Genomic DNA, 24,081 nt, shown 5'->3' on the forward strand with positions numbered 1-24,081 from the left:
GTTAACAAAAATGTTTAGAAAAAATTAGCGAAAATCGCCAGAAAATTATTGCTTGTCTTTCACTTCAAGCCGATCAACCACCTTTGGCATGGTGACCAGAATTGCCAGGGCTAATAAGGTGCAGAGGATTGCTGAAGATTCGCGCCCTAAACCGGCCGCCACACCAATGGCTGCTGTCAACCAAATACCGGCAGCGGTTGTTAAACCCTTAAGATCCTTTTCATCATTTCCTTTCAAGATTGCCCCGGCACCCAAAAAACCAATACCCGCAATAATGCCCTGCATTACCCGGCTTAACTCTTGCTCTGAAAGACCTGCCTGCTGGGGAATTAATACGAATAATGCAGAGCCTATGGCTACCAGCATATGTGTTTTAATACCGGCCGCCTTGCCACGCTGCTCGCGCTCAAAACCCAGAATTCCACCCAACAATGCTGCCATCAGCAAGCGGGTTACGAGAGTGGTAATCTCGCTTACATCTTTTAGGTCAGAAAACTCTGCCACCAATGTGCTGGTTATTTGTTGCCAAATGCTGCTCATAGTTTGTATTCCATTTTACGAAAACCGAACATCGACAATCTTCAGCAACTTGTAAATCAGCTGAGGCTATTGCCCCTGAAATAATCTTGCCCCTGACTGATATCTGTTTGTAATTGCGCTTGCAATTCATCCAATGAATTGAATTTTTTTTCATCGCGCAATTTGGTATGAAACACCACATCGATCATCGCGCCGTAGACTTTGCGCGAAAAATTAAACAGGTGCACTTCCAGCAGAGGCTTTTTATCCCCTGTAACAGTTGGCCGCACACCAACGTTAGCGACGCCCTGATGCACGCTGCCATCGACAAAGCGCGCAGTAACAGCAAACACTCCGTGCAGCGGTGAGCGATAGCGACGCAAATGCACATTGGCAGTGGGCACGCCGAGTTTGCGCCCGAGTTGCTGGCCGTAGGCGATGCGTCCACTAATGCTGTAAGGTTTACCCAACAGGATTTCGGCCTGTGCAAAATCGCCTACTTCCAACAACTGGCGGATGCGGGTGCTGCTAACACGCTCACCCCGAAGTTCCAGAGTACAGGTATCCGTTACACCAAAACCACGCTCACGCCCAATGTTTTGCAACAGCGTAAAATCACCGCGGCGATCACAGCCAAACCGGAAGTCATCACCCACCACCAAATGTTTGATGTCCAAACCATCCAGCAGGACTTTTTCGATAAATTCTTCGGCAGTCAGGTTGCGCAAGGCTTGATTGAATTGCACGCAGAGTACGCGTGCCACACCGGCAGCCAGTAATGCCTGTACTTTTTCGCGCAGGCGCATCAAGCGTGCGGGGGCTTTGTCACCCGAAAAAAATTCGTGCGGCTGAGGTTCGAATACAATTACCACCGCCGGTAAGTTGTAGTAGCGACTAACATCAATCAACTGGCGCAAGATGGCTTGATGCCCTAAATGCACACCATCAAATGAGCCAATGGTCGCCACGCAGCCGCGATGCCAGGGGCGCAGGTTATGTAACCCACGAATAAACGCATGTGCCGCTGGATTCACTCTGTGTTTTGCCCTCAGCCAATTTGCCTGAAAAATGGAGGGCGGAAGTATACAGGAGCGGTGGCACCTGAGCCTACCCCGCAAGCCGCACCCCCTCCCTCCCAATCAATATTGTTGCTAATGCTGGGCCTTAAAGTCACGCAGGCGCACGCCCACGGCAAACAGCATCAATAGATAGACAACAAAGCCAACCACGCAAATCACCATCAAGCGCAGGATCCGCTCCAACGCCGACCACTCGGGCCAGATATTCCAGAGCAATAGAAAACCGGTCAAGACCGCCACCAGAGCCAAATTGGCCGCACCGTAGCGCAACCACAACGCCGGCCAGTTGCTGGCAGGACTGTAGACTTCACTCTTACGCAGGCCGCGATAAAGCAACCAGGCATTTACGTAGGCCGCCATCGCCGTGGTAAACGCCAGCCCAACATGCCCCATCCCCCAGAGCATTACCAGCGGAATCACCACCAGCGGTTTCATCAGGATATTGGCAAAAATCGCGATGATGCCAATACGCACCGGTGATTTCATATCCTGCCGCGCAAAATAGCCAGGTACCAGAACCTTGATCAGCATAAAAGCGAATAACCCGAGCGCATAGGCTTTAAGGCTGTAAGAGGACATAAGGATATCCGACTGCTTCATCTCCCCGTGGTAGAACAGGGTATAGAGAATCGGCTCCGCCAGAATGATCAGCGCGAGCGTGGCGGGCAGCGCGATCAGCACCACAAAACGAATCGCCCAGTCGAGCATTTGGCTAAATTTTTCGCCTGACTGCGCGGCGCTCAGGCGCGACAAGCCGGGCATAATTACCGTCGCAATCGCCACCCCGAATACACCAAGCGGCAGCTCTACCAAGCGGTCGGAATAGAACAGCCAGCTTACGGCACCATCACCCAACATAGTGGCAATCATCGAATCCAGCAGCAGATTCAATTGACTTACCGACACCCCAAACAGCGCCGGCGTCATTAGCACCAAAATGCGTTTAACGCCGGGGTGCGACCAATCCAGCTTGGGCGATGGCAAGAGGTGGATCTGGCGCAAAAACGGCAATTGGAACAGCAGCGAAAAAATACCCGCCGCAACAATACTCCACGCCAGTGCGTAGGCGGGATTGGGGAAGAAATCGGCTACAAGCAGCGCCGCTGCGATCATAAATACATTGAGAAAAACCGGCGTCACGGCGGGGATCGCAAAGCGGTCATAGCTATTCAAAATCGCCCCGGCAAAACCGGTAAGCGAGATCAACATCAAATAGGGAAAGGTGATGCGCACCAAGTCGGTCAATAGCGAAAACTTCTCTGGCTCATCGGCGTAGCCATAACCAAAAATATAGGCAAAACCAACTGCACCCAGCACGCCAATCACAGTCACCAACAGTAAAATCGAACCAAGGCAACCGGCTACTTTATCGACCAACTCTTTCACTGCAGCATGAGTACCTTTCTCGCGATACTCGGATAACACCGGAATAAATGCCTGGGAAAAGGCGCCCTCGGCAAATAGACGCCGAAAGAAGTTGGGGATTTTCTGGGCAATGGCAAAAGCATCCATCGCGCCGCCCGCACCCAACACACTTGCCAATACGATATCGCGGATCAGCCCCAGCACCCGCGACAGCATCGTCATGGAACCCGTGAGCAAGCTGGAACGCAGCAGACTTTTGGGGCCCGTTGGTTTCTCCGGTGAGGGTTTCTCCGAAGAGGGCTTTTCCGGCGATGGCGGTTCAGGTGATGGAACGGGAGGTAACGCAGAGTCAGACACGGGCAAATCCTGTGCAGGTGAAAAGAAGCGGCATTATCAACGGCTGGTATACTCAGGCACAACACCCAGCCATCACGATCAAGGAGAATCTATGCGCAACCTATCACGCCACCGCACTGCGGCAGTTATTACCAGCCTGATTACACTGCTTAGCGCCTGCTCCAAAGAAACTACCGAGACCCAAATTGCTCCGTCCTCAGCGCATATTTCCGTTGCCGCCAGTTCCAGCGTAGTCGCCAAAATTATGCACCCCAGCTGGGATGCAGACCAAAACGGCGTGAATGATTGTGAAAATGATGGCAGCTGCGATCACACCGTCGACTACAGCCAGCCGCGCCCCGATCCGGTTGCCACCCTGCACGAGCGCTTCGCCGCTAACAACAAACGAGGCCCCTTTGTATTTACCTGCGCAAGCGAGGCAGCACCCACCTTTACCGCCACGTTTTACGCCACCGAACCGGGCACACTTATTCTGGAGCACGGTCAAAATGCTGCTGAACTACTACAAGCGCCAGCCGCCAGCGGCAGTAAGTACGAAGGGCCGGACGCCAGCTTTTGGGAACATCAGGGCGAAGTACGAATCCGTTGGGGAACCGGGTTGACAGAGTTAATCTGTAAAACTGCTGATTAAAAAGCAGGTTGACATCCCGCCCCGCCGCAGATACTGTATATAAAAACAGTAGCAACCTTTTGAGGATTTACCCCATGGCAGTAGTCGCCGTTTGGTTATGTGATCGGGATGGCAGTATGTTTGAAGACAGAAAAATCGCAGAAGAGCACGATAAGTATCTGGAACTTGCTGCCAACATCACCCAGTTGATAGAAGACAACATTCCCGGTATCGATGAACAACACAGCGAAGCGATTGGGCTGTTATTAGCGCAACGCCGCGAATTGTTAGCAAAAGCCTGCAAAGGCAAGCCCGATGAATTATTGCAGCCCTTCACCTACGAAAAGCCCGCAACCCTGAACAGCAAAACCGGCGCCGCCATGGACAAGGACAACTAGGCAGCAAGGGTTTCTGTAAGCACGGGTGCGCCCACACTCGCCCGTGCCGTTAATGGCCGCCCACACAGCCATTAACACCCCACAAACAACTGAATTACCACTCATTGGTTTGTTCGTGTAAAGGTGTGCTTTTGCTGCGGGTAATCACTACTCCCCAGCAGTTGTTGTTCTCAGCACTGCACACCGGCTTCCAACCATTCGTTAATGTCCGTTTGTCAGCCACAAGCGACCACAGAAACGAATCGCTTTCACCACTGCACCTTTCCTATGGAACCTCAACGGGTGCGGTGGTTTTTTCATTTTCTTGTGTTATTGTCATTTTTACCATATAACTATTTACCCCGGCCTCGCCGCAGCGGATAAACCATAACAATAAACTTGTGGATGAAAACGACATGCATTCAGAAACTCCCCAGGCTCGCCCCTGTCACACCTATTTGGTCCTTAGCGCCCTGCTGTTTTCAATGTTATTCAGCGCTTCGCTTGGTGCACATGCAAACACCCTGCGAATAGTACAAGGCAATAACAGCATTGAGGTATACGCCAGAGGTTTACTGCAACTGGCGCTCAGCAAACTGCCCGAATCCTACAAAGTACAAGAGACAGTGCCCAATACCAGCGAGGAGCGCATGGTAAGCATGCTGATGGACAACCAGTTGGATGTGGTCTGGTACGCAACCACCAATGAACTGGAAGAAAAACTGCAACCAATTCGTATACCTATTTATCGCGGGCTGCTGGGCTACCGGGTATTGATGATTAAAAAAGGCACTCAGCATAAATTTAATGGCATTAAAACCTTGAGCGATTTGCGGCAGGTGTCTTTGGGCCAAGGGCACTTTTGGGCAGACACCAATGTGCTCACCGCCAATAGTTTAAATGTGGTGAGAGTGCTGAAGTACGAAGGACTTTTTTACATGCTCGATGGCGACCGGTTTGATGCCTTTCCACGCGGCGCCCACGAACCCTGGTCGGAAATGCAACGCTACCCGGATCTGGCGCTGGAAGTAGAGCAAAACCTGCTGCTCTCCTACACCAACCCTTTTTATTTTTTCGTCAACAAAACCAATACCAAACTCGCGCAAGATATAGAGCGCGGCCTACGCCTTGCGATTGAAGATGGCAGTTTTGATGCGTATTTTTTTAATGACCCAACCGTAAAAGATGTAATGACCAAGGCCAACCTGAAAAACCGCACACTGATTAAATTGGATAACCCGGGGCTGCCCAAAAACACGCCGGTGGACGATGCATCACTCTGGTTCAATCCCTACACATTCAACGAATAATTGCCTCTGGCGGTGCTCGCCCCTGTAGCTACAGGGCGAGCTCAAACCGCTAACGGTACATATTCAGGTATTGCACCATGCGCGGAAAATCGGCGCGATTGGGGCTGCTGCCGTGAGGCAAGGCTTGATGCCAGATAATTAAATCACCCGCCTTGGCCGCGATAGGTTTCACCGGCCACTGCGTCCAATCCTGTTGTTGCAAATCGATTCCCTCTGGCTGCGCGGCCAACCACCGGTCAATTTTTTTATGGAATCCCGGCACACAACAAAATGCCCCCTGGTGTTCGGCAACATCGGTTAAATAAATTAACGCCTGGGTACCAAAAGGAACCGGCGCCGTTAATTCCACATCCCAATGCATTCCCGGCCCGGGAAACTGCCAGCGATCAGTTTCCGGCGGATTAAAACCCACGCGATCCGTTGTCATCACCAGATCCTCGCGCTGCCACAGCTGCTGGAAAATACGGCGGATATAATCCGAACGACGCGCAACCTCAAATGCGGGATGGGCAAATAACTGCACCATAATTTTTTTCATCTGCGTGGAAGATTGATACCAACTTGCAGGATCATGTTCGTGCATGCCTAAAAAATCCCAAATAGCAGCGCGCGCCGCTGCAGATTCACTGGCCGCTAACACGCCCGGCACGATCAGGTAGCCCTGTTCGTCCCAGTGAGCGAGCTGCTCATCATTCAGCGGCAACCCCGCGTGGGGCTTCAATGCCTCGTGTTTATTTTCGATAAAATTGCGTATCGCGCTATTGGTGCGCTCAACTTGTTGCGGCGCAAGCGTGCCAGCATTGGCACTGGCGAGCCAATATTCAATATCGACCAATGTGCGAGCCGAATAGAGTTGTTGCATGGCAGGCTCAAGCCCCACACCCAACTGGTCCAATAAAATGCGATCCAACAGCCATTCACTGTCGGGAACGGCGGTTAATTGCTGCCGCGCTGCCGCAGACGAGTTCGCCTGTTTGCGCAACTGGATTTTGTGCCACAGTCGTTTTACGTGATAAATACCCTGACTATTTTTTTCCAAACTATCAGGCAATGCGCAATCGGTAAGCTCGGGCAATTTCTCATAGGTAAAGACACATTGGGGATAAACGCCCAGCGCGTAGCGAAAATGCAGCACTGAATTGGGCAAGACTCGTGCGTTACGTTCATACAGTGGCAAGGTAAGCTGCGATTGATTGTCGTGCAGCTGATAAGCGCCAAACACTTGAATAAAGGTAGTTAATTTTAAATCCTGCAACAGCAAGTCATAGTGGGGCACCAATAGACTGCCCTGCGCACAAGCAGTATCCCCATTACCTAATTGCATCGCAGTAGTCTTGTCCAGCTGAAATACCGACCCCAAATGCACATCAGGATTTTTGCATTCATTCCCTGTGGGAAAAGCGCCAGCGCTCAACCATAAATTCAAGCGAATAATTTCCGGTATCAGCCAACCATCCGCTTTTAAAAATTGTTGCAGATGACTAAAAATACTGACTTGCGGCTCTTGTATCAGACCTTGCCGCATAGTTTCAGAAATAATCAGATCAAACTTTTTGGCGCTCTGCCATTCACAAGCATCGGCACATTCAGCCTGCACAATAAAATTACTTACGTCCAAAAAATCTATCAACCGCTGTAATTTTGTCAGTGACTCCGGGTGAATATCTAACAGCGTTACCCGCAGCTGTCTTGCATCCAATAACGGCAACAAGGGAATCAGCAATAAACCAAAAGGGCCAGTACCGGCGTACAACACATCGATGGCTTGATGATTGACTTGATGATTGACTTGATGATTGACTTGATGATTGACTTGATGATTGACTTGATGATTATGGTGTTGCAGCTTTTGTTGGATCGCCGCGTAAACACCCTGCATAAAAATGCGCGTGCGCTGCACATCTTCAGCACACTGTGCCGCCGTGGTGGGTGACACTGCCTTGCCCTGCGCGGTGACAGTGGCATGCTCATCCAAAAAGAGTGACGGGTGCAATTCCAGCCCGGTGATAGCACACAAGCGCCGCACCAGTTCGTCGACAATTGGCTTGGCTTCGCCCGCCGTGGTGCAGGCGAGCAATTGGATAACAAGCTGGCGCAGATCAGTAGCCATCAATCAGAATCCTTAAAACAATAATGGGGGAGTTGCCATAAGCCTATCGCAAATTGGGGATTTTGGTATTTCACGCTATTTCACCCACTGCGATAAAGTGCACAAAATGACCCGGCATCGCGAAGCTGTCATCAAATCGGCAAATTACTTTCATAATTGAAGGCTAGGGTTGAGCGTGCAACATCAAACCCTGGCCCAAGGAGGTTCCCATGCTACGCCGAATTCATGTATTAACCAGCAGTATGCTATTGATGCTATTAATGGCCGGCAGCGCCGCTGCCTATAAGGATAAACACGACCACCATGATGAGTACGACAAACACAAACATAACAACGCCAGTATCCAGCTCGGCCCTCGCCCATTATTTTTAATCAATGACATGGATGACAGTGCGCTGAAAAAGAAATTACAAAGCTGCATAAATCGCCCGGTTAAAAAAACCGATTTTTCAATTGGTCACCGTGGCGCGCCCTTACAATTTCCCGAGCACACCAAAGAATCCTATGAAGCCGCAGCGAAAATGGGCGCAGGCATTATGGAGTGTGATGTCACCTTCACTAAAGACAAACAACTGGTATGCCGTCACTCGCAGTGCGATTTGCACACCACTACCAATATTCTCGCCACGCCCCTCGCCAATAAATGCAGCCAGAATTTTTCACCCTTTGATCCGGTAAGCGGCAAAGCAGCCAGCGCCAATTGCTGCACCAGCGATATCACCCTCGCTGAATTTAAAACCTTGCGCGGAAAAATGGATGCGTTCAACCCCAAAGCAACCACTGTGGATGAATACCTGAAAGGCACCGCTAGCTGGCGCACCGACTTATACGCCGACAAAGGCACACTGCTTACGCACGCGGAAAGTATTCAGTTGTTTAAAAAGCTCGGTGTAAAAATGACACCCGAATTGAAATCAGCCAGCGTAGCTATGCCGTTTGAAGGCACCTACACCCAAGCCATGTATGCACAACAAATGATTGATGAATACAAAGCAGCTGGCGTAAAAGCGCGCGATGTCTGGCCACAATCGTTCGACATTCAGGACATTCGCTACTGGATTAACAACGAACCGGCGTTTGGTAAACAAGCCGTCTATTTGGACGATGCCAATAGCATCGCCGATTTACCGACTGCCAGTGAATTACAAATGTATGCCGACGAAGGCTTCAATATTGTCGCACCACCTATTTGGGTGCTGTTAGCGTTGGATAACAACAATAAAATCATCCCTTCAGAATACGCACGCCACGCCAAAAAAGCCGGGCTAAAAATGATTACCTGGTCATTTGAGCGCTCAGGCCCGTTAAAAAATGGTGGCGGTTGGTATTACCAAACTATCAACCCGGCTATCAATAACGATGGCGACATGATGGATGCACTGCATGTGCTAGCGAAAGATGTGGGTGTGATTGGCATTTTCTCCGACTGGCCCGCCAGCGTGAGTTATTATGCGAGTTGTATGAATTTGAAATAAGCGCAAAGATAAAAATAAAAAGCCCCGGCCAACTAACTGACCGGGGCTTTTTTATGTGGCAGTGATCTGGCAACGCCATAACACGTACCAGTAACCAGACTCACAGGTACGCATATGCACAACGAATTTCCACACACTCCAGCAGACATCTCACGCATTATTGAAATGGCGTGGGAGGATCGCACCCCCTTCGAAGCCATAGAAAAACTTTACGGCCTGGGTGAACCCGAGTTGCGCAAACTGATGCGCCGCGAACTAAAGCCCGCTTCGTTTCGACTATGGCGTGAACGTGTAAGCGGGCGCAAAACCAAACATCTATTATTGCGCTCACCCGAGATTAATCGCGGCTACTGCCCTACTCAATATAAACGCTAGAACAGCAGGTTCAATTTAATAGCAGCGTTTCCAAACAATGCTCTTGGATACCATAAAACGCTTTAATATCTGCGATTTGCTGTAGCACCTCGGCGTTATCACGTGCGGCTTTTCGTTTTTGGGCGAGGATCATTTTATTTTTGCTGGTGTGCTCCAGTGAAATAAACTCAAACACTTTAGTGTCATAGCCATGGGCTTCCAACAAGAGCGCACGTAAACCATCGGTAATCATTTCTGCTTCTTGCCCCAAGTGAATACCGTGTTGCAATACGGGCGCCAGCAGTGCGGGGCTTTTTAGTTGCGGGCGAATTTGTTTGTGACAGCAGGGCGAGCACATAATAATGTCTGCACCGGTGCGAATCCCCATATTGAGCGCGTAGTCGGTCGCGGTATCGCAGGCGTGCAAGGCGATCATGATATTAATGCCCTGCGCGGAAAAATGTTGCACATCGCCCTGTTCAAATTTAATACCGGCAAGGGCTAACTTCTGCGCGGTTTGATTGCATAAATCCACCAACCCCTGACGCAACTCCACACCTGTTACCTGAGTTTTTACACCGAGATTCGCGGTTAAATAATCGTGTACCGCAAAGGTTAAATAGGCTTTGCCTGAACCGAAATCGGCGATGTGTAATTCGCTGCGTTTATCCAACCCCGTTTGCTGGATTGCAGTAGAAAGCACCTCGATAAATTTATTAATTTGTTTCCACTTGCGCGACATAGCCGGAATAATTTGGCCATTCGCATCCGTGATGCCCAACTCGCGTAAATAGGGACGGTCCTGCTCCACATAACGCAGCTTGGTACGGTTATGCGCCAGCTCGACTTGGGTAGATGTTTTATCGCCCGCCGCTGGTGAGTTTTTGTTGCGATTTTTATTGATCAGCACCTTACCTTTTTTGCTAAAGCTTAGCTGGATTTCCCATTCATCAGTAATCATATGGGCATTATGAAAATCGCCGCCCAGCCACTGCTGCAATTGCGTCATCGCTTCATCAACAGCCAGATTTTTGGTCACATGGTTAGTGCGGTATTCGTATAAAAAGGAGAGTAATGTTTGCGCTTTGATTTCTACGGGGCGAATTACCACCCGAGTCAACTCTTCTTCTGCACCTTTGTATTTGGATAAGACCAAACGCTGCAACGCACCATTGCTGGCAGTTTGTTGGCACATAGCAATAAAGCTGGTTAAATCAGAAACAGGGGAGCCGGTCATGTTTATCTCATTGGTGCACAGGGGATGGATATATCGGGCGATACAAGTCCAGCCAGTATATACAGCGGCCACCAATAACGTAAACTCGGCGAAGCGAGGGGGAAGGAACGCATTCCTTTGCGACAGCAGAACTATAAGTTCTGACTACTCTCCTTGAGCGTTGCTCACTTGCACACTACTTACTTGTGATTTTCTTTCAAATCACCAATTCCTTTTTGAACTTTTCCTTCCACTTGCTTAATAGCGCCTTTGACTTGCTGTTTTTCGCTACCAATAACTTCACCGGTTTTTTGTTGTACCTTACCGGCAGCCTGCTTTACTGTACCTTTCACTTGATCTTTATTCATGATGATTTCCTCGATGAATGATATTCAGGATCGGGACTCTTTGTTGATCGTTCGCAAACAATCCCCTAACACAAGTGCCTATTCAATATCGTCAGTGAAAAACTCCAATTCAATTGAAAATAGCACTTTACGAATTCACTATATAAATAAAAATATATTTATTCAGTGCGGAAACAAACATAAGTCAAAAATATTTTCATTAATTAAATCGCTGACTTATGGCCAAGGAGCGGGTGTGACGTTGATATATTGTGCGCCCCCTTCGGAGGGTTCTGGCTCCATTTTCTGCGCATCAATCCCGCAGGCCAGTTTGCGAAATGTATCGCGTACCTCTGCAAAATCTTCGCTGCACAGCTGCTTATCTTTAGTGGGGGAATTTTCCAGAACCCATGCAATAAGTTCGTTAAGCCTGCTGTTTACCTCCATGGCAAACGCAACTTCCTCGGGTGCTTTAGTCATTTTATCCTCCGTTTAATTTTCCAAATTAACAGTGAGACTAATCTGTGCATTTAATACTTTGGAAACGGGGCAAGCTTCTTTTACTTTGTTGGCGATTTTTTCAAATTCATCCGCCGCTATATCGGCGACTTTTGCCTGTAAATCCAGATGCACTTTTGTAATAGTGAAATCCTTGCCTGACTGCTCCAGGGTGACCTGGGCATTGGTTTGAATTTGTGTAATGACAAATTTCATTTCGGTTAACTGCGCGGCCAATGCCATGCTGAAACAGGCTGCATGCGCGGCACCAATTAACTCTTCTGGATTAGTGCCCGGGCCGTCCTCAAAGCGAGTATTAAAACCATACTGCGCGTTAGATAAGACTTCACTCTGGGTAGATATATAACCCTTTCCTTCTTTTAAGGTGCCAGTCCAGACTGCTGTCGCTGTACGTATCATAAGAATTCTCCGCTGGGTAACGCGCCCATCCAAAAATGGATGTTGGGCGGCTGGTGCCACAGCGGCACCAGTAATACGCTAACCATCTCAGCCGGAGCCCTCGGTGTCTGTTCGCTAGCGAACCTTAGCCTGCGCTGGAAAATTCCGAAGCTGAAAGGGAAAATAAAATCCAGCGCGAGACAAACACCTTAGTGAAATTAAACTTTAATAAAATTAATCGCCGAGAGAGAACCAAACGGCAAGCCCGCTAACTGCCCGCCCACTGCCAGTGAACCTAAATCGACCGGGAAAAAGCCGGTATTTTCGATCAGTGTGCGCACTTCTGTTTTTGCTGCTGCGTCATCACCGGAATAAAACAATACGCGCTGACCGCCCGATAATTCAGGCTCCACTAACGCAGACACATCCAAATGATTAAATGCTTTAACAACACGGGCACCCGGCACAAATGTACTGAATACTTCACTCGATTGTTTATCGCCAAGATCAATCGCTTTGATGCCATAGGCCGCAAGTGGATTGGTTGGGTCTTGGGTTTCCGGTGAGCCTGGCTCTAAAAACGCCACAGCGTTGGTGCCATCAACAACAATGCGATTATTCCAGGCAGGTAAATGGCCCAGCGCTGTACCCAAATCCTCAAAACGCACAGCAACAATAACGATGTCTGCACTGGCCGCTTCTGCCACAGTGCCCGCTTTAATGCTTAGACCAACTTCGCTGATCAGTGAAGCTAAAGATTCTGGGCCACGACGAGTCGCAATAGTGGCCGATATACCTTTTTTAGCAAATGCGCGTGCCAAGTTTGAACCCAATGCACCTGAACCAATAATTCCAATACTCATGTTGTAACTCCGTCCCATACAGGGATAAAAAATTAAAAGATAAAAAAACAATTAAGCGAAAAAGGGGCGATAAATTTCCCGGTCAGCGGCGCCCCAAAAGCCGATGTACTGGGTGTTCAAAAAATTGGGGTGAACGATGCTTAAATGCGATCCATCAAACGCAGCTGATTGCCAATGCGATTAATTTCCTGCTCGCCTTGCTGTAGCGCTTGTTTGGAGGTGTGCACCGAGTAGTAACCCAATACCAAATCGTGCGGGTGTTTAATCGCGGCACCAAAAACAAAAGCGCTATCGCCCTTGGCGCGGATGGTGATTGCGTTGGTGGACTCAGCAAACACCACCATCTCACCTTTGCGCACTGTTTCGGGTGTGTTTAACTCCCCGCGAAATACAGAGAGCCAGGCAACGTTTTGATTGGCTTCGGGTTCGTAACGCCACACCTCGCCATCTTTTAATTGCACTAAAAAGTAATTGATGCCGGGCGCTGAACGAATCGGGCTTCGTGCGTGTTGATACTGGCCTAACAGCACCTTTACTGAACCGACGACAGGTACTTCTTCTGCGGTGATGTATTGGCTTTGCGCTGGTGCGTTTTCTTCGGCGGCGGGCAGCGCCAACCAAAGTTGATAGAATTCCAGCGGGTCTTTACCGGCGGCATAACCATCGTGCCAAACGCCGTTACCTGCTTTCATCCACTCCAGACCACCGGCGTTAACGATTCCGCTTTTACCGGTTGTATCTTCGTAACCAAAACCGCCGGTGATGGGCAATGACAGAGTTGCCAAGCCTGAGTGAGGATGCATGCCAATGGGCGCGTTGGAGGGCGGCATAACACCGTAATCAAGAAATACAAACGGTTTAACGAGTTGACCTAAATCTGACGGGCTCATGAGGCGGGTAATCACCCCGTGAGTTCTACCGGTGGTGCGTGCAACAATGCTGCGGAAACTCACTGTCTTCTGATCTTGTGCGTTAGGCTTGATGTTCAGGGCGATATTCATAAATCTCTCCAGCTTCCAGTTTGGTTGTCCTTGTGCTCTCACCAAGGAATGAACACAGCTTAGGGCTAGAAGATCAAACTGAAAATCCTATATTATTGGATGATAAGTATCGGGAAATTAGATATATGTTGGGTAACGTCACACTGGACCAAATGCGTACCTTTATTGCGGCAGCAGAGGAAGGCAGCTTTTCGGCGGCGGGGCGCAAGCTCAAACGGGCGCAATCGGTGGTTAGCCAAACCCTTGCCAATCTGGAGACACAGCTGGGTGTGGTGTTGTTTGATCGACGTGAGCGCTACCCCAAACTGACTGAAACCGGCGCGACTTTATTGGTTGATGCGCGCGCGGTTGTGCAGAACATGGATGCGTTTAAAGCGCGGGCGCAATCGCTGTACGAAGGCTTGGAACCCGAGCTATCGGTGGCGGTGGATGTGATGTATCCCATGAATAAACTGACCCAAGCGGCCGGTTATTGTCAGGATAATTTTGTGCATACACCGCTGCGGCTGCATGTGGAGGTGTTAGGCGGCGTTGCGCAGTTAGTACTTGATGGCAGTTGTCGGCTGGGCATTATTGGCTCTTTGCCGATTGTGCCGGAATCATTGGTCGCGGAACCATTGGGGCGAATTCAGTTTGTGACTGTCGTCAGTCCCGCACACGAACTAGCTTCCATACAAGGTTTAATTAGCGATACGGAACTCGCACGCCATGTACAGTTGATCCTCACTGACCGCACGGCATTGTCGAGCGGGCAAAATTATGGGGTGATGTCACCCTTGATGTGGCGTTTATCTGACCTGGGTTCAAAACGCGCCTTTTTAAAAGCGGGCTTTGGCTGGGGGCATATGCCCTTGCATATGGTAGAAAAAGATATTGCCGCCGGGGAATTGGTGAGTATTCAACTGCACAGTATTCCGGCCGCCGAAATGTTTATGGGCATGCAATGGGTTTATCGCGCGGATGATCCACCCGGCCCTGCAGGCAGGGCGTTTATATCCCAGCTTTTGAGTTGATCGATAAACGCACGGCCTGCAGGGCCGGGCGGCAAATCCTTGCGGTAGACAATGCGCATAGGTAAGGCTGCGCTCTGCCGCTCACTGCCCGCAATCAGAATTCTTACCAACTGACCGCTGGCCATATCGGCTTCTACCAGATGTAAAGGCATATGCCCCCAACCAAAACCCGCCTTTAGAAATTCATGCTTCGCGCCAAGATCCGCCAGTTTCCAGGTCAGGGGCGACAATACACCGAAACTTTTTCCGTCCGATAACGCCGTGCGATCAGTGAGAATTAATTGCACCTGTTGCGCCAGTTCCGCGCTGGTTAGCGGGCGTTGAATAGCAGCCAAGGGATGCGTCGCGGAAACCACCGTCACCATAGGCAAATCGCATAATGGCTCGGACATCAGCTCATCAGGCACCGATGGCAAAGTGCCGATAATGCCGATTCTACAAACCCGATCCAATACTGGTTGAATTACCCCACCCAGCGTTTCGGCATACACGCGCAATGGCGTATCCGGAAATACATCGCGACAAAACCCCACCGCGCGAGTAAGTCCATCCATCGAAAACATCACATCCACTGCAATAGAAATTTCCGTCTCCACCCCTTCGCGCAACGACGACGCCCGCGCTTTAAATCCATCCATATTATCGGCCACGGCATAGGCATCACGCAGCAGCGCACGCCCCTGCGCGGTGAGTTGCGGATAGCGACCCGCCCGATCAAATAAGCTCACACCCAACTGCAATTCCAGATTGGCCAGCGACTGACTCACCACCGACTGCGCGCGATCTATCTTGCGCCCTGCCGCCGAAAAACTGCCCGTCTCGGCAGCGGCAATAAAGGTTCGAAGTTGATCGAGGGTAACGGCATCTAACATAAGTATCGGCTCGGGTGATGGGTTCAATCGGAGAATATAGGCTACCAAGATAACCAACGACTATCTCTAATTGCCACTAATTGAGCTACGTCTGCCAATAAAAACCCGCTCAATTATCTACTCGTCTCACACTCCAATATCAACCAACCACTGTTCAACTGTGCGTGGATTAATGCCCAATAGCTGCTGCGCACTTGTTGTTACATCGATCGCAGAATCCGTGGTTAGCGCTTTCGCTTCATAACCTGCCACAACGTCGGCCGCTACCGCCTCGCCAAACAATACCGCCAAGCGCGCTCCAAATTCTTTTGGGGTCAAACTCACGTAGCTGACGTCTCGCCCAAAATGATTGGCGAATGCTTTCGCAAGTTCATCACCGGTGACCGCCGGTAACTGACCAATCTCAACGACTCCAGTGATCGCATGGTTCGTCAAAAGGGCGGCTGCGATATCAGCAACATCCAGATGCGAACACCAGGAAACCGGGTAATCTGCCTGAAGTGGATAAGGGAGTATCCCCTCGGTTTTCACTGCCTCAATCACTATCGGTAACAGCAGGTTTTCGAGATATAAGCGTGGCGCAATTATCGCGGTAGAGACGCCTGTTGCTTCAACTCTACGAATCAACTCGGCTAGCGCGCTCTTATCCTCTGAATCACCCAATGCCCACCCGCTAGTAGAAATTACCACCCGCTTAGGGCGCGCGAGCCCAACTGCCTCTGCGATATTGTGTGCGTATTGCAGGCGCAGGCTTTCAGGCCCTAATGGCAGATGGATAAAAACACCTTCTGCACCTAAATAAGCTGCAACCAAGGATTGAACCGACATGAGATCAACCGCTACAGCTGAACCCGTACCGAGATTTTGTGGATTTCTAATGGCAGCCGCTACCGGTTTACCTTCAGCCGCTAATTTTCTAAACAAGGGTGATCCTTGTGCGCCGGTTGCGCCGTGAACTACATATGTCATAAATACTCCTCAATAGTTAATTAAACAGAGTATTAATGGTGCTATGCTAAGATTGGTTACGTCAAATGCACTATTAGAGAATTTTTGCCATGAATGAAAATAAAGTTCCCTGCTGTGGAGTTGCCAGGTTTTTAGTCCTTCTTGATGGGCCATGGGCGACCTTAATCGTGCGGCAATTGCTCCTTGGCCCCCAGCGCTTCACGCAATTACGGGATGCACTACCGGGTATAAGCGCGCACACCCTGACTCACCGGCTGAAACGATTTGAGGCACACGGATTGGTCACTCGCACAGCCTATGCAGAAACACCGCCGCGAGTTGTTTACGAACTAACCCCGTTAGGAGAAGGCTTACGCGATGTGCTGGAGTCAATGAAAACCTGGGGCGACGCAGTGCCGAATGAAACAATTATGGGGAATGTAAAATACAACGAGGCGAGCTTGGCCGATCTTAGCGTTCCGCTGCCGGTGTTGAAGTCTCCTGCTTGAACAATCGCCTATAAACCGACGGCGAGGTACGAAAAGCGCTTTTAAAATGCTTGCGGAGCGACAGAGCCGTGCCGAAACCGGTTGTCTGCGCAATGGACTCAATTGATAGGTCACCACTTTCAAGTATTCGCTGTGCATAGGACAAGCGCTGGTTTAACAGCCATTGTTTGAACGAGGTGCCGGTAAGCTGGCGAAAATGCCGCGTAAAATTGCGGCGGCTCATGGCCGCTCGCTCCGCTAACGAATCGACGCTATGCGGTTCATCCAGATGATGCCCCACCCACTCCAGAATCTGTGACAAGCGATTGTCACTGCCGGAGATGGGCAATGGCCGCTCGATAAATTGTGCTTGTCCACCATCCCTATGAGGTGCAATCAGCAGCCTTCTGGCAACTTTGTTGGCGGCCTCAGCACCCACAATGTGGCGCAAAATATGAAGGCAGCAATCAAGCCCTGCCGCCACACCACCCGAGGTAATGATATTGCCTTCATCCACATACAAGACTTCCGGATTGACATGAATATCGGGATAGCGGCTGGCCAGTTCGCCAGTCGCCAGCCAATGTGTTGTCGCCCCTTTCCCATTCAGCAGCCCCGCCTCAGCAAGCGGAAATGCACCCAAGCATAAGCCCACTATTTGCGCGCCGCGTGCATGTGCTGAACACAAAGCATCAAGCAACGCAGTAGGCGCACTGCGATAGTCGTCATACCAGCTGGGCATGATGACTATGTCCGCGTGAGCCACTGTCGATAAATTATGTTCTGTGGAAATCGTAAACCCACTGGAGGTACTCAAAAGGCCTTCATTCTCCGCACAAACTGTGACCTTGAACTTAACCTCAGCAGTGCTGCCAAGATCCGCCTCAAACACAATGCTCGGTACCGATAAATGGAATGGCGTTATATCGTCAAAGGCGATGACCGCCACATTGATGAGTCGTAAATGGGGAGATTCTTTTTTCATGGCCTGATTGTATCGAATAATGTCTTTCAGGCCACTATTTTCTACTCCACAAGCTGGCGACAATGAACACATCAAAACAGCCTTGCGATCAAACAATCCCAGGAGAATACAATGTCTGTAAGCCCTCGCCGCGCCTTAATTGTTATTGATGTGCAAAACGAATACTTCACCGGCAATATGCCGATTGAATACCCGCCCGTCGAAATATCACTGCCCAATATCTTGTTAGCAATTGAAACGGCTCGTGCAAACAAAACGCCCGTTATCCTTGTGCAACATGACGCTCCAGAAGAATCCCCCATATTCGCTAAAGGGTCTCATGGCTGGCAATTGCATTCCGCGATTAAAGAAATTGCGGCAGACCATCACATCAACAAAGTCATGGCCGATGTTTTTGCGGGCACGGATCTCAAACAATGGTTGTCGGCCAACAACATAGATACCTTGGCGATCACCGGTTATATGACGCACAACTGCAATGCATCGACTATTTATCACGCGGCCCATGAAGGCTACAAAGTGGAGTATTTATCAGATGCCACCGGCGCCTTGCCCTATGAAAATGCCGGCGGAAAAGCGAGTGCAGAAGAAATACATCGGGTTTTTAGCACCGTGTTCCACTCCAATTTTGCCGCTGTCGCAACGACACAGGAGTGGATAGGTGCGGTGAACAATAATGCTGCGCTGGAGCCAGACAACGTCTATGTTTCGAACCTAAGAGCCAGATCAGTTAAAGAAAATTTATAGCTGAATAAACTTGGCACATGAAGCACATGCACGGCTGATTTCAAGGATGAACGCAGCATCAACCATACTTACGCGGGACGTGTAACGAAGCAAGATAATTTCCAATAGCCTCAATCGCCGCACTCACCTTGGGTGGCTGAAGTGTACGCTTCAAAGTTACAGCGTAAATGCCCGCGCCGGGCAGCGCCCAATCAGGCAGGAGCAATACCAACTCACCGTTGGCTAACTCGCGTTGCACCATATAACTCGGCAAGCGGGCGAGGCCAAAACCCTGTACCGCAAAATCCCGCAGCATCGCCACATTGTCGGTCATGGCGCCCGGGGTAAGCATAATGCGTGCGCTTTCTCCGGCGGCGTTTTTGAAAGCCAGCGTGGTCGGTTCCGCAAAGCGATTAAAGCCAATAATGCGATGTTCGCGCAGACTTTCGGGCGAATCAGGCACACCAAAACGACGCAAATAATCCGGCGCTGCCACCAACATTTCGTGCAAGTCAGCCAGCTTGCGCGCCACTAACGATGAATCGCGCAGCCAGCCGGAGCGGATGGATAGGTCGATAGCTTGGGTAGTCATATCTACGATGCGGTCATCCACCACAATATCCAGCAGCAATTTAGGGTGCTGGCGGGCGAGTGGCGCCAGCGCTGGTAATAGAATTTTTTGTGCCGTATCGGAAGCCGCAGAAATACGCAACCGCCCGGCAATTTCGCCCACACCACCGGCCACCATTTCCTCGGCAGTCTCCGCCGCTGCAAGCATCTCCACGCATTTCTCATGGTACAGCTGTCCCGCCTCGGTGAGCGACAGGCTGCGCGTGGTGCGGTTTAGCAGGCGAACACCCAATTCTTCTTCAAGCTGGCTAACGGCGGAACTCAGCACTGAGGTTGCCAAATCCAACGCGCGCGATGCAGCGGAAAAGGAGCCGTGGCGCACCACCATCGCAAATAGCGCCATCCGCCTTAATCGATCAAGTTGCATAGTATTGTTCTGTTTAAGCGAAAGATGATTTAGATCATAGCCTATTTTTCACGCGACCTGATCAGCCTAAAGTCCACCTTCAGGACAAACCTACCAACCCAATTTTTAGAGGCTACTATGAAAATTTCATCAACATTAATTAAGGCAGGTGCATTCTTTGCCATGGTGACTGGCGCCGCACAGGCACTCAGTGCAACATTGGAAACCACCCTCTTTAATCCTCAGGAAAAAAGCATGTTCCCGGTGAGTTCGGTATTAATTACCGGCCCCAAGGAGGCCATTTTGGTTGACGCCCAGTTCCAGCGGAATGATGCGCAGTCGGTTGTTGAGCTGATCAAAAAATCCGGTAAAGCATTAACGACTATTTATATCAGCCATGGTGACCCTGATTATTATTTTGGCCTGGATGTCATCACCGCCGCCTACCCCAATGCCAAGGTAGTTTCCACGGCAAATACCCAAGCTTATATCAAAGCATCAATGGAGCCGAAAAAGGCTTATTGGGGGCCGATCCTCAAAGAAAATGCACCGCAAACACTGGTTGTACCGGAGGTGCTGCAAGGCGACACATTGATGATTGATGGTGAAAAAGTACAAATAGTCGGTATTGATGGCCACGATCCCAAACATACTTTTGTGTGGATTCCCTCCAGCAAAACCATGTTGGGTGGTGTAGTGGTATTTAACAACATGCATGTTTTTTTAGCGGATACCCAAACGCCCGAGTCGCGTCAGAAGTGGTACAAAACGCTCGATACAATTGAAAAATTACAACCGGAAACCGTCATTGCAGGCCACATGCTGGGCGACAAACCAATGACTCTTGATGCCGTTAACTTTACCCGCAACTACATTAAGGACTTTGAGGCCGCCGCCAAATCCTCAATCAATTCCGCTGAATTGATTGCCAAGATGAAAACCAGCTACCCCACTATTGGTGGCGACAGCATTTTGGGTTTAAGTGCAAAAGTCATCATGGGCGAAATGAAGTGGGGGCAATAGCCGCCGCCTAAAGAATCCACATTGCCCTAGCTCCTCGATTACACAAGCTTCGCAATTACACCTGTTCCGCAAACGCACAATGAAGTGCTTTTCATCTTGACCCAAATCAATGATTCCTGTAATTTCAGTAATTACTGAAATTACAGGAATCTCGCAAATGTCTATTACCCTCACCCCGATGATCCAATCCTGCATCCTCCACTTTGGTGAAATGGGGAGCCGCTGGGGGATCAACCGCACAGTCGGGCAGATGTATGCCCTGTTAGTCTTGAGCAAAGAACCCCTGTGTGCCGACGATATGACCGAGGCGCTGGGTATTTCCCGCTCCAATGTCAGCATGGGTTTAAAAGAATTAATGTCGTGGGAGCTGGTGAAGCTGCAGCATCGTCCCGGTGAGCGCAAAGAATTTTATTCAGCGCCGGGCGATGTGTGGGACATCGCCAAGACTTTGATCGAACAGCGCCGCAAGCGTGAAATTGATCCGACACTTTCCACCTTGCGCAATTTGCTGATCGAAAAACCCGCCAATGCCGACGAAGAATACGCGCAGCAACGGATGCGTGAAATGCACGAGCTGATCGAAATGATCACGCTCTGGACGCAGGAAATTCAACGGCTCGATTCCGCCAACCTCGGCAAGCTGCTCAAGCTTGGTAGCAGTATTGGCAAAGTGCTCGATATGAAAGACCGCTTATTGGGTGGCAAAAAAGAATCCACGAAATAATTGACCGAGGTACCCGTCATGCTCGAAACGCTTATGCTCTCCCGCATTCAATTCGCGGCCAATATTTCCTTTCACATTTTATTTCCCACCATCACCATCGCGTTGTGTTGGTTTTTGTTTTATTTCAAAGTGCGCTACAACTTCAGTGGCGACGAAGTATGGATGCGCGCCTATCGCTTTTGGGTAAAAGTATTTGCCCTGAGTTTTGCACTGGGTGTAGTGAGCGGCATTACCATGAGTTTTCAATTCGGCACTAATTGGCCGGGTTATATGGAAACCGTGGGCAATATTGCAGGCCCGCTGCTCGGCTACGAAGTACTGACCGCATTTTTTCTGGAGGCCACTTTCCTCGGCATTATGTTGTTTGGTATTGATCGCGTCTCCAACCGCATTCATACCCTTGCCACATTTTTAGTCGCCTTTGGCACCAGCATGTCAGCGTTTTGGATTATCGCCCTGAACTCCTGGATGCAAACGCCAGTCGGTTTTGAAATGCGTGATGGCAAAGCCTTTCCACTGGATTGGTGGGAAATTATTTTTAATCCATCCATGCCCTACCGTTTATCGCACATGCTGATCGCATCAGGTTTAACCGCTGCATTTTTAATTGCGGGTATTTCTGCTTATCGCATTTTAAAAGGCGATCACAAACCCGCACCGCGCCTTGCCTTAAAAACGGCCACTATTGCGGCAGCACTATTAATTCCCATGCAAATTTTTCTGGGTGATTTACACGGACTAAATACACTGGAACATCAACCGGCAAAAATTGCGGCGATGGAAGCAGTATGGCATACCGAAAAGGGCGCGCCTTTGGTGCTATTTGCGATTCCCGATAAGGAAACCCAATCCAACAAATACGCGCTTGAAATTCCCAACATGGCGAGCTTGATTCTCACCCACAAAATGGACGGCGAATTAAAAGGTTTAAATGAATTTCCTGATGCACACCCACCGGTTGCACCGCTGTTTTATGGCTTTCGCATGATGGTGGGCATAGGTGTACTCATGCTGCTCGTTTCCTGGTGGGGCTGTTATTGTTATTGGCGCAAGCAGGAAATTCCGCCGCTCTTACTGAAAGTATTTGTCGGCATGACTTTCTCCGGTTGGTTGGCCACGCTGGCAGGCTGGTACGTCACAGAAATTGGTCGCCAACCCTGGTTAGTGACCGGTGTATTAAAAACGGCCGACGCGGTCACCAGCACACCCGCCACGAATGTCGGCACCTCGCTGGCCATTTATTTAACGCTTTACGTAGTACTGCTGTTTGCTTATATCCGCACATTGTTTGTGATGGCGAGAAAATCGGTGTTGGTGGATCGTCCGCAAGAAATTGAAACGCTGCAAGAAAAACTCGTCGAAGAAAATCTGTGAGGAAAATAGTATGACCGATATCAGCACCTTGTCCGGCGAAGCATTTTGGTTGCCCGTTATTTTTATTGGCTTGATGGGGCTCGCATTATTTATTTATGCGATTCTTGATGGCTACGATTTAGGCGTCGGGATTTTATTGCCAAACGATTCCGAAGAACAGCGCGATACCATGATCGCAAGTATCGGCCCGTTTTGGGACGCCAACGAAACCTGGCTGGTATTAGGTATAGGTCTTTTATTAATTGCCTTCCCCAGCGCGCACAGCATGATTTTGTTGAATTTATATTTGCCCGTCACCGTAATGCTTGCCGGGTTGATATTGCGCGGAGTGGCATTCGACTTTCGCGCCAAAGCGCCGGAAGACCATAAACGTTTGTGGGATCGGGTTTTTCAAGCAGGCTCATTACTCGCCACTCTGGCGCAGGGTTATATGCTCGGCCTTTTTGTCATGGGTTTTGAAGACACCATCGCCGCGCATTTATTTGCCGCACTCAGTGCAATTTGCGTAACAGCGGGTTACACCTTTATCGGCGCGGCGTGGCTGGTAATGAAAACCGAAAGTGATTTACAAAAACGCGCCGCCTGGTGGGCACGCCGCTGCGCATGGTTGATGGCACTCGGCATTATCGCGGTATCCATCGTTAATCCATTAGTGAGCAATACCATTTTTGATAAATGGTTTGGCACACCGCTGGTAATTGTATTGTGGGTAATTCCGGTATTTTGTTTTCTTTTATTTTTTATTGCCGACCGCTATTTACGCCGCGCACCCTACGCGAATGATGTCGGCTGCTGGATTCCTTTTGTCGCCGCCGCGATGATTTTCCTGTTAAGTTTTATCGGCTTGGCCTACAGCTTTTATCCTTACGTTGTACCCAACCAAATGGACATCTGGCAAGCCGCCAGCGCCCCCGAGTCACTCATGTTTATTTTGTACGGCGTGATAATTGTGTTACCCACCATCCTCGGCTACACCTTCTTTGCCTATCGCGTATTCCATGGCAAGGCGACGCAGTTGAAATATTATTGATGGCGATCACAAAAAGTTTGCACCAGTAGGTTTTTTTACGCG

Annotated in this window: 26 protein-coding genes; 12 read left to right on the forward strand and 14 right to left on the reverse strand. The window is 49.8% G+C overall.

Going from position 1 to position 24,081, the window contains the following annotated elements; translation table 11 throughout:
- Positions 1-45: 45 nt before the first annotated feature.
- The 3 genes from NNX04_RS11525 to murJ all read right to left on the reverse strand — a co-directional run bounded on the left by NNX04_RS11525 (position 46) and on the right by murJ (position 3,185).
- A complete protein-coding gene (locus NNX04_RS11525) occupies positions 46-540 on the reverse strand; it encodes an MgtC/SapB family protein (RefSeq protein ID WP_007640187.1) in 495 nt (164 codons plus the stop codon).
- A 56-nt stretch (positions 541-596) separates the two neighbouring features.
- Positions 597-1,553: a bifunctional riboflavin kinase/FAD synthetase gene (ribF, locus tag NNX04_RS11530; protein ID WP_007640186.1), complete on the reverse strand. Its 957-nt coding sequence runs from the start codon at positions 1,551-1,553 to the stop codon at positions 597-599.
- Positions 1,554-1,670: 117 nt separating this feature from the next.
- On the reverse strand, positions 1,671-3,185 hold the full coding sequence (gene murJ, locus NNX04_RS11535; protein WP_261948409.1) for a murein biosynthesis integral membrane protein MurJ: 1,515 nt from the start codon (positions 3,183-3,185) through the stop codon (positions 1,671-1,673).
- A 226-nt stretch (positions 3,186-3,411) separates the two neighbouring features.
- On the opposite strand from murJ, the gene NNX04_RS11540 reads away from it, so the two are divergent.
- The 3 genes from NNX04_RS11540 to NNX04_RS11550 all read left to right on the forward strand — a co-directional run bounded on the left by NNX04_RS11540 (position 3,412) and on the right by NNX04_RS11550 (position 5,617).
- Positions 3,412-3,951 (forward strand): MliC family protein, encoded by a 540-nt coding sequence (locus tag NNX04_RS11540; RefSeq protein WP_261945834.1) that lies wholly within the window; start codon positions 3,412-3,414, stop codon positions 3,949-3,951.
- Positions 3,952-4,025: 74 nt separating this feature from the next.
- Positions 4,026-4,328 carry a YebG family protein gene (locus NNX04_RS11545; protein ID WP_007640183.1) on the forward strand — a complete coding sequence of 101 codons (303 nt, stop codon included), beginning with the start codon at positions 4,026-4,028 and terminating at the stop codon, positions 4,326-4,328.
- A gap of 395 nt (positions 4,329-4,723) precedes the next feature.
- Positions 4,724-5,617, forward strand: a complete 894-nt coding sequence (locus NNX04_RS11550) for a transporter substrate-binding domain-containing protein (protein WP_232283038.1) — start codon at positions 4,724-4,726, stop codon at positions 5,615-5,617.
- A 49-nt stretch (positions 5,618-5,666) separates the two neighbouring features.
- On the opposite strand, the gene NNX04_RS11555 is transcribed toward NNX04_RS11550, so the two are convergent.
- The gene (locus NNX04_RS11555) at positions 5,667-7,727 is read right to left on the reverse strand and encodes a phytanoyl-CoA dioxygenase family protein (RefSeq protein ID WP_261945835.1); all 2,061 of its coding nucleotides are present in this window, start codon (positions 7,725-7,727) and stop codon (positions 5,667-5,669) included.
- Positions 7,728-7,936: 209 nt separating this feature from the next.
- Here NNX04_RS11555 and NNX04_RS11560 point away from each other — a divergent pair, with 209 nt between their 5' ends.
- Both NNX04_RS11560 and NNX04_RS11565 read left to right on the forward strand, forming a co-directional pair.
- Positions 7,937-9,202, forward strand: a complete 1,266-nt coding sequence (locus NNX04_RS11560) for a glycerophosphodiester phosphodiesterase family protein (RefSeq protein ID WP_151054438.1) — start codon at positions 7,937-7,939, stop codon at positions 9,200-9,202.
- A gap of 114 nt (positions 9,203-9,316) precedes the next feature.
- The gene (locus NNX04_RS11565; protein ID WP_007640173.1) at positions 9,317-9,577 is read left to right on the forward strand and encodes a TIGR03643 family protein; all 261 of its coding nucleotides are present in this window, start codon (positions 9,317-9,319) and stop codon (positions 9,575-9,577) included.
- Between the two features lie 10 nt (positions 9,578-9,587).
- On the opposite strand, the gene NNX04_RS11570 is transcribed toward NNX04_RS11565, so the two are convergent.
- The 6 genes from NNX04_RS11570 to NNX04_RS11595 all read right to left on the reverse strand — a co-directional run bounded on the left by NNX04_RS11570 (position 9,588) and on the right by NNX04_RS11595 (position 13,880).
- On the reverse strand, positions 9,588-10,793 hold the full coding sequence (locus tag NNX04_RS11570; RefSeq protein WP_261945836.1) for a class I SAM-dependent methyltransferase: 1,206 nt from the start codon (positions 10,791-10,793) through the stop codon (positions 9,588-9,590).
- 179 nt (positions 10,794-10,972) lie between these two features.
- Complete coding sequence (locus NNX04_RS11575; RefSeq protein WP_007640164.1) at positions 10,973-11,140, reverse strand: CsbD family protein; 168 nt, start codon at positions 11,138-11,140, stop codon at positions 10,973-10,975.
- A gap of 216 nt (positions 11,141-11,356) precedes the next feature.
- Positions 11,357-11,599 carry a hypothetical protein gene (locus NNX04_RS11580; protein WP_151054442.1) on the reverse strand — a complete coding sequence of 81 codons (243 nt, stop codon included), beginning with the start codon at positions 11,597-11,599 and terminating at the stop codon, positions 11,357-11,359.
- 12 nt (positions 11,600-11,611) lie between these two features.
- Entirely contained in the window at positions 11,612-12,037 is a 426-nt protein-coding gene (locus tag NNX04_RS11585; protein ID WP_261945837.1) for an OsmC family protein, read from the reverse strand.
- A 197-nt stretch (positions 12,038-12,234) separates the two neighbouring features.
- On the reverse strand, positions 12,235-12,879 hold the full coding sequence (locus NNX04_RS11590) for an NADPH-dependent F420 reductase (RefSeq protein WP_261945838.1): 645 nt from the start codon (positions 12,877-12,879) through the stop codon (positions 12,235-12,237).
- Positions 12,880-13,019: 140 nt separating this feature from the next.
- Complete coding sequence (locus NNX04_RS11595) at positions 13,020-13,880, reverse strand: pirin family protein (RefSeq protein WP_261945839.1); 861 nt, start codon at positions 13,878-13,880, stop codon at positions 13,020-13,022.
- A 125-nt stretch (positions 13,881-14,005) separates the two neighbouring features.
- Between NNX04_RS11595 and NNX04_RS11600 the strand changes: the two genes are divergently transcribed.
- The gene (locus NNX04_RS11600; protein ID WP_261945840.1) at positions 14,006-14,893 is read left to right on the forward strand and encodes a LysR family transcriptional regulator; all 888 of its coding nucleotides are present in this window, start codon (positions 14,006-14,008) and stop codon (positions 14,891-14,893) included.
- On the opposite strand, the gene NNX04_RS11605 is transcribed toward NNX04_RS11600, so the two are convergent.
- Together NNX04_RS11605 and NNX04_RS11610 are read right to left on the reverse strand one after the other, a co-directional pair.
- Complete coding sequence (locus tag NNX04_RS11605; protein ID WP_261945841.1) at positions 14,830-15,765, reverse strand: LysR family transcriptional regulator; 936 nt, start codon at positions 15,763-15,765, stop codon at positions 14,830-14,832. The genes NNX04_RS11600 and NNX04_RS11605 overlap by 64 nt on opposite strands.
- A 126-nt stretch (positions 15,766-15,891) precedes the next feature.
- A complete protein-coding gene (locus NNX04_RS11610) occupies positions 15,892-16,734 on the reverse strand; it encodes an SDR family oxidoreductase (protein ID WP_007640155.1) in 843 nt (280 codons plus the stop codon).
- An 89-nt stretch (positions 16,735-16,823) separates the two neighbouring features.
- On the opposite strand from NNX04_RS11610, the gene NNX04_RS11615 reads away from it, so the two are divergent.
- Positions 16,824-17,222 (forward strand): winged helix-turn-helix transcriptional regulator, encoded by a 399-nt coding sequence (locus NNX04_RS11615; RefSeq protein WP_081489639.1) that lies wholly within the window; start codon positions 16,824-16,826, stop codon positions 17,220-17,222.
- Here the strand turns inward: NNX04_RS11615 and NNX04_RS11620 are convergent.
- Positions 17,185-18,258 carry a GlxA family transcriptional regulator gene (locus NNX04_RS11620; RefSeq protein WP_081489638.1) on the reverse strand — a complete coding sequence of 358 codons (1,074 nt, stop codon included), beginning with the start codon at positions 18,256-18,258 and terminating at the stop codon, positions 17,185-17,187. The genes NNX04_RS11615 and NNX04_RS11620 overlap by 38 nt on opposite strands.
- A gap of 39 nt (positions 18,259-18,297) precedes the next feature.
- Here NNX04_RS11620 and NNX04_RS11625 point away from each other — a divergent pair, with 39 nt between their 5' ends.
- Entirely contained in the window at positions 18,298-18,933 is a 636-nt protein-coding gene (locus NNX04_RS11625) for a cysteine hydrolase family protein (RefSeq protein ID WP_007640148.1), read from the forward strand.
- A gap of 58 nt (positions 18,934-18,991) precedes the next feature.
- On the opposite strand, the gene NNX04_RS11630 is transcribed toward NNX04_RS11625, so the two are convergent.
- A complete protein-coding gene (locus NNX04_RS11630; protein ID WP_261945842.1) occupies positions 18,992-19,909 on the reverse strand; it encodes a LysR family transcriptional regulator in 918 nt (305 codons plus the stop codon).
- 117 nt (positions 19,910-20,026) lie between these two features.
- Between NNX04_RS11630 and NNX04_RS11635 the strand changes: the two genes are divergently transcribed.
- From NNX04_RS11635 to NNX04_RS11650, 4 genes are all read left to right on the forward strand, one after another.
- Positions 20,027-20,911 carry an MBL fold metallo-hydrolase gene (locus NNX04_RS11635; RefSeq protein ID WP_261945843.1) on the forward strand — a complete coding sequence of 295 codons (885 nt, stop codon included), beginning with the start codon at positions 20,027-20,029 and terminating at the stop codon, positions 20,909-20,911.
- A gap of 163 nt (positions 20,912-21,074) precedes the next feature.
- Positions 21,075-21,635 carry a GbsR/MarR family transcriptional regulator gene (locus NNX04_RS11640; RefSeq protein WP_040391534.1) on the forward strand — a complete coding sequence of 187 codons (561 nt, stop codon included), beginning with the start codon at positions 21,075-21,077 and terminating at the stop codon, positions 21,633-21,635.
- An 18-nt stretch (positions 21,636-21,653) separates the two neighbouring features.
- Positions 21,654-23,009, forward strand: a complete 1,356-nt coding sequence (locus NNX04_RS11645; RefSeq protein WP_040391196.1) for a cytochrome ubiquinol oxidase subunit I — start codon at positions 21,654-21,656, stop codon at positions 23,007-23,009.
- 10 nt (positions 23,010-23,019) lie between these two features.
- The gene (locus NNX04_RS11650; protein WP_261945844.1) at positions 23,020-24,039 is read left to right on the forward strand and encodes a cytochrome d ubiquinol oxidase subunit II; all 1,020 of its coding nucleotides are present in this window, start codon (positions 23,020-23,022) and stop codon (positions 24,037-24,039) included.
- Positions 24,040-24,081: the final 42 nt, after the last annotated feature.

Origin of the sequence: Cellvibrio sp. QJXJ, from assembly GCF_024452345.1 — a bacterium.
Lineage (GTDB): Bacteria > Pseudomonadota > Gammaproteobacteria > Pseudomonadales > Cellvibrionaceae > Cellvibrio.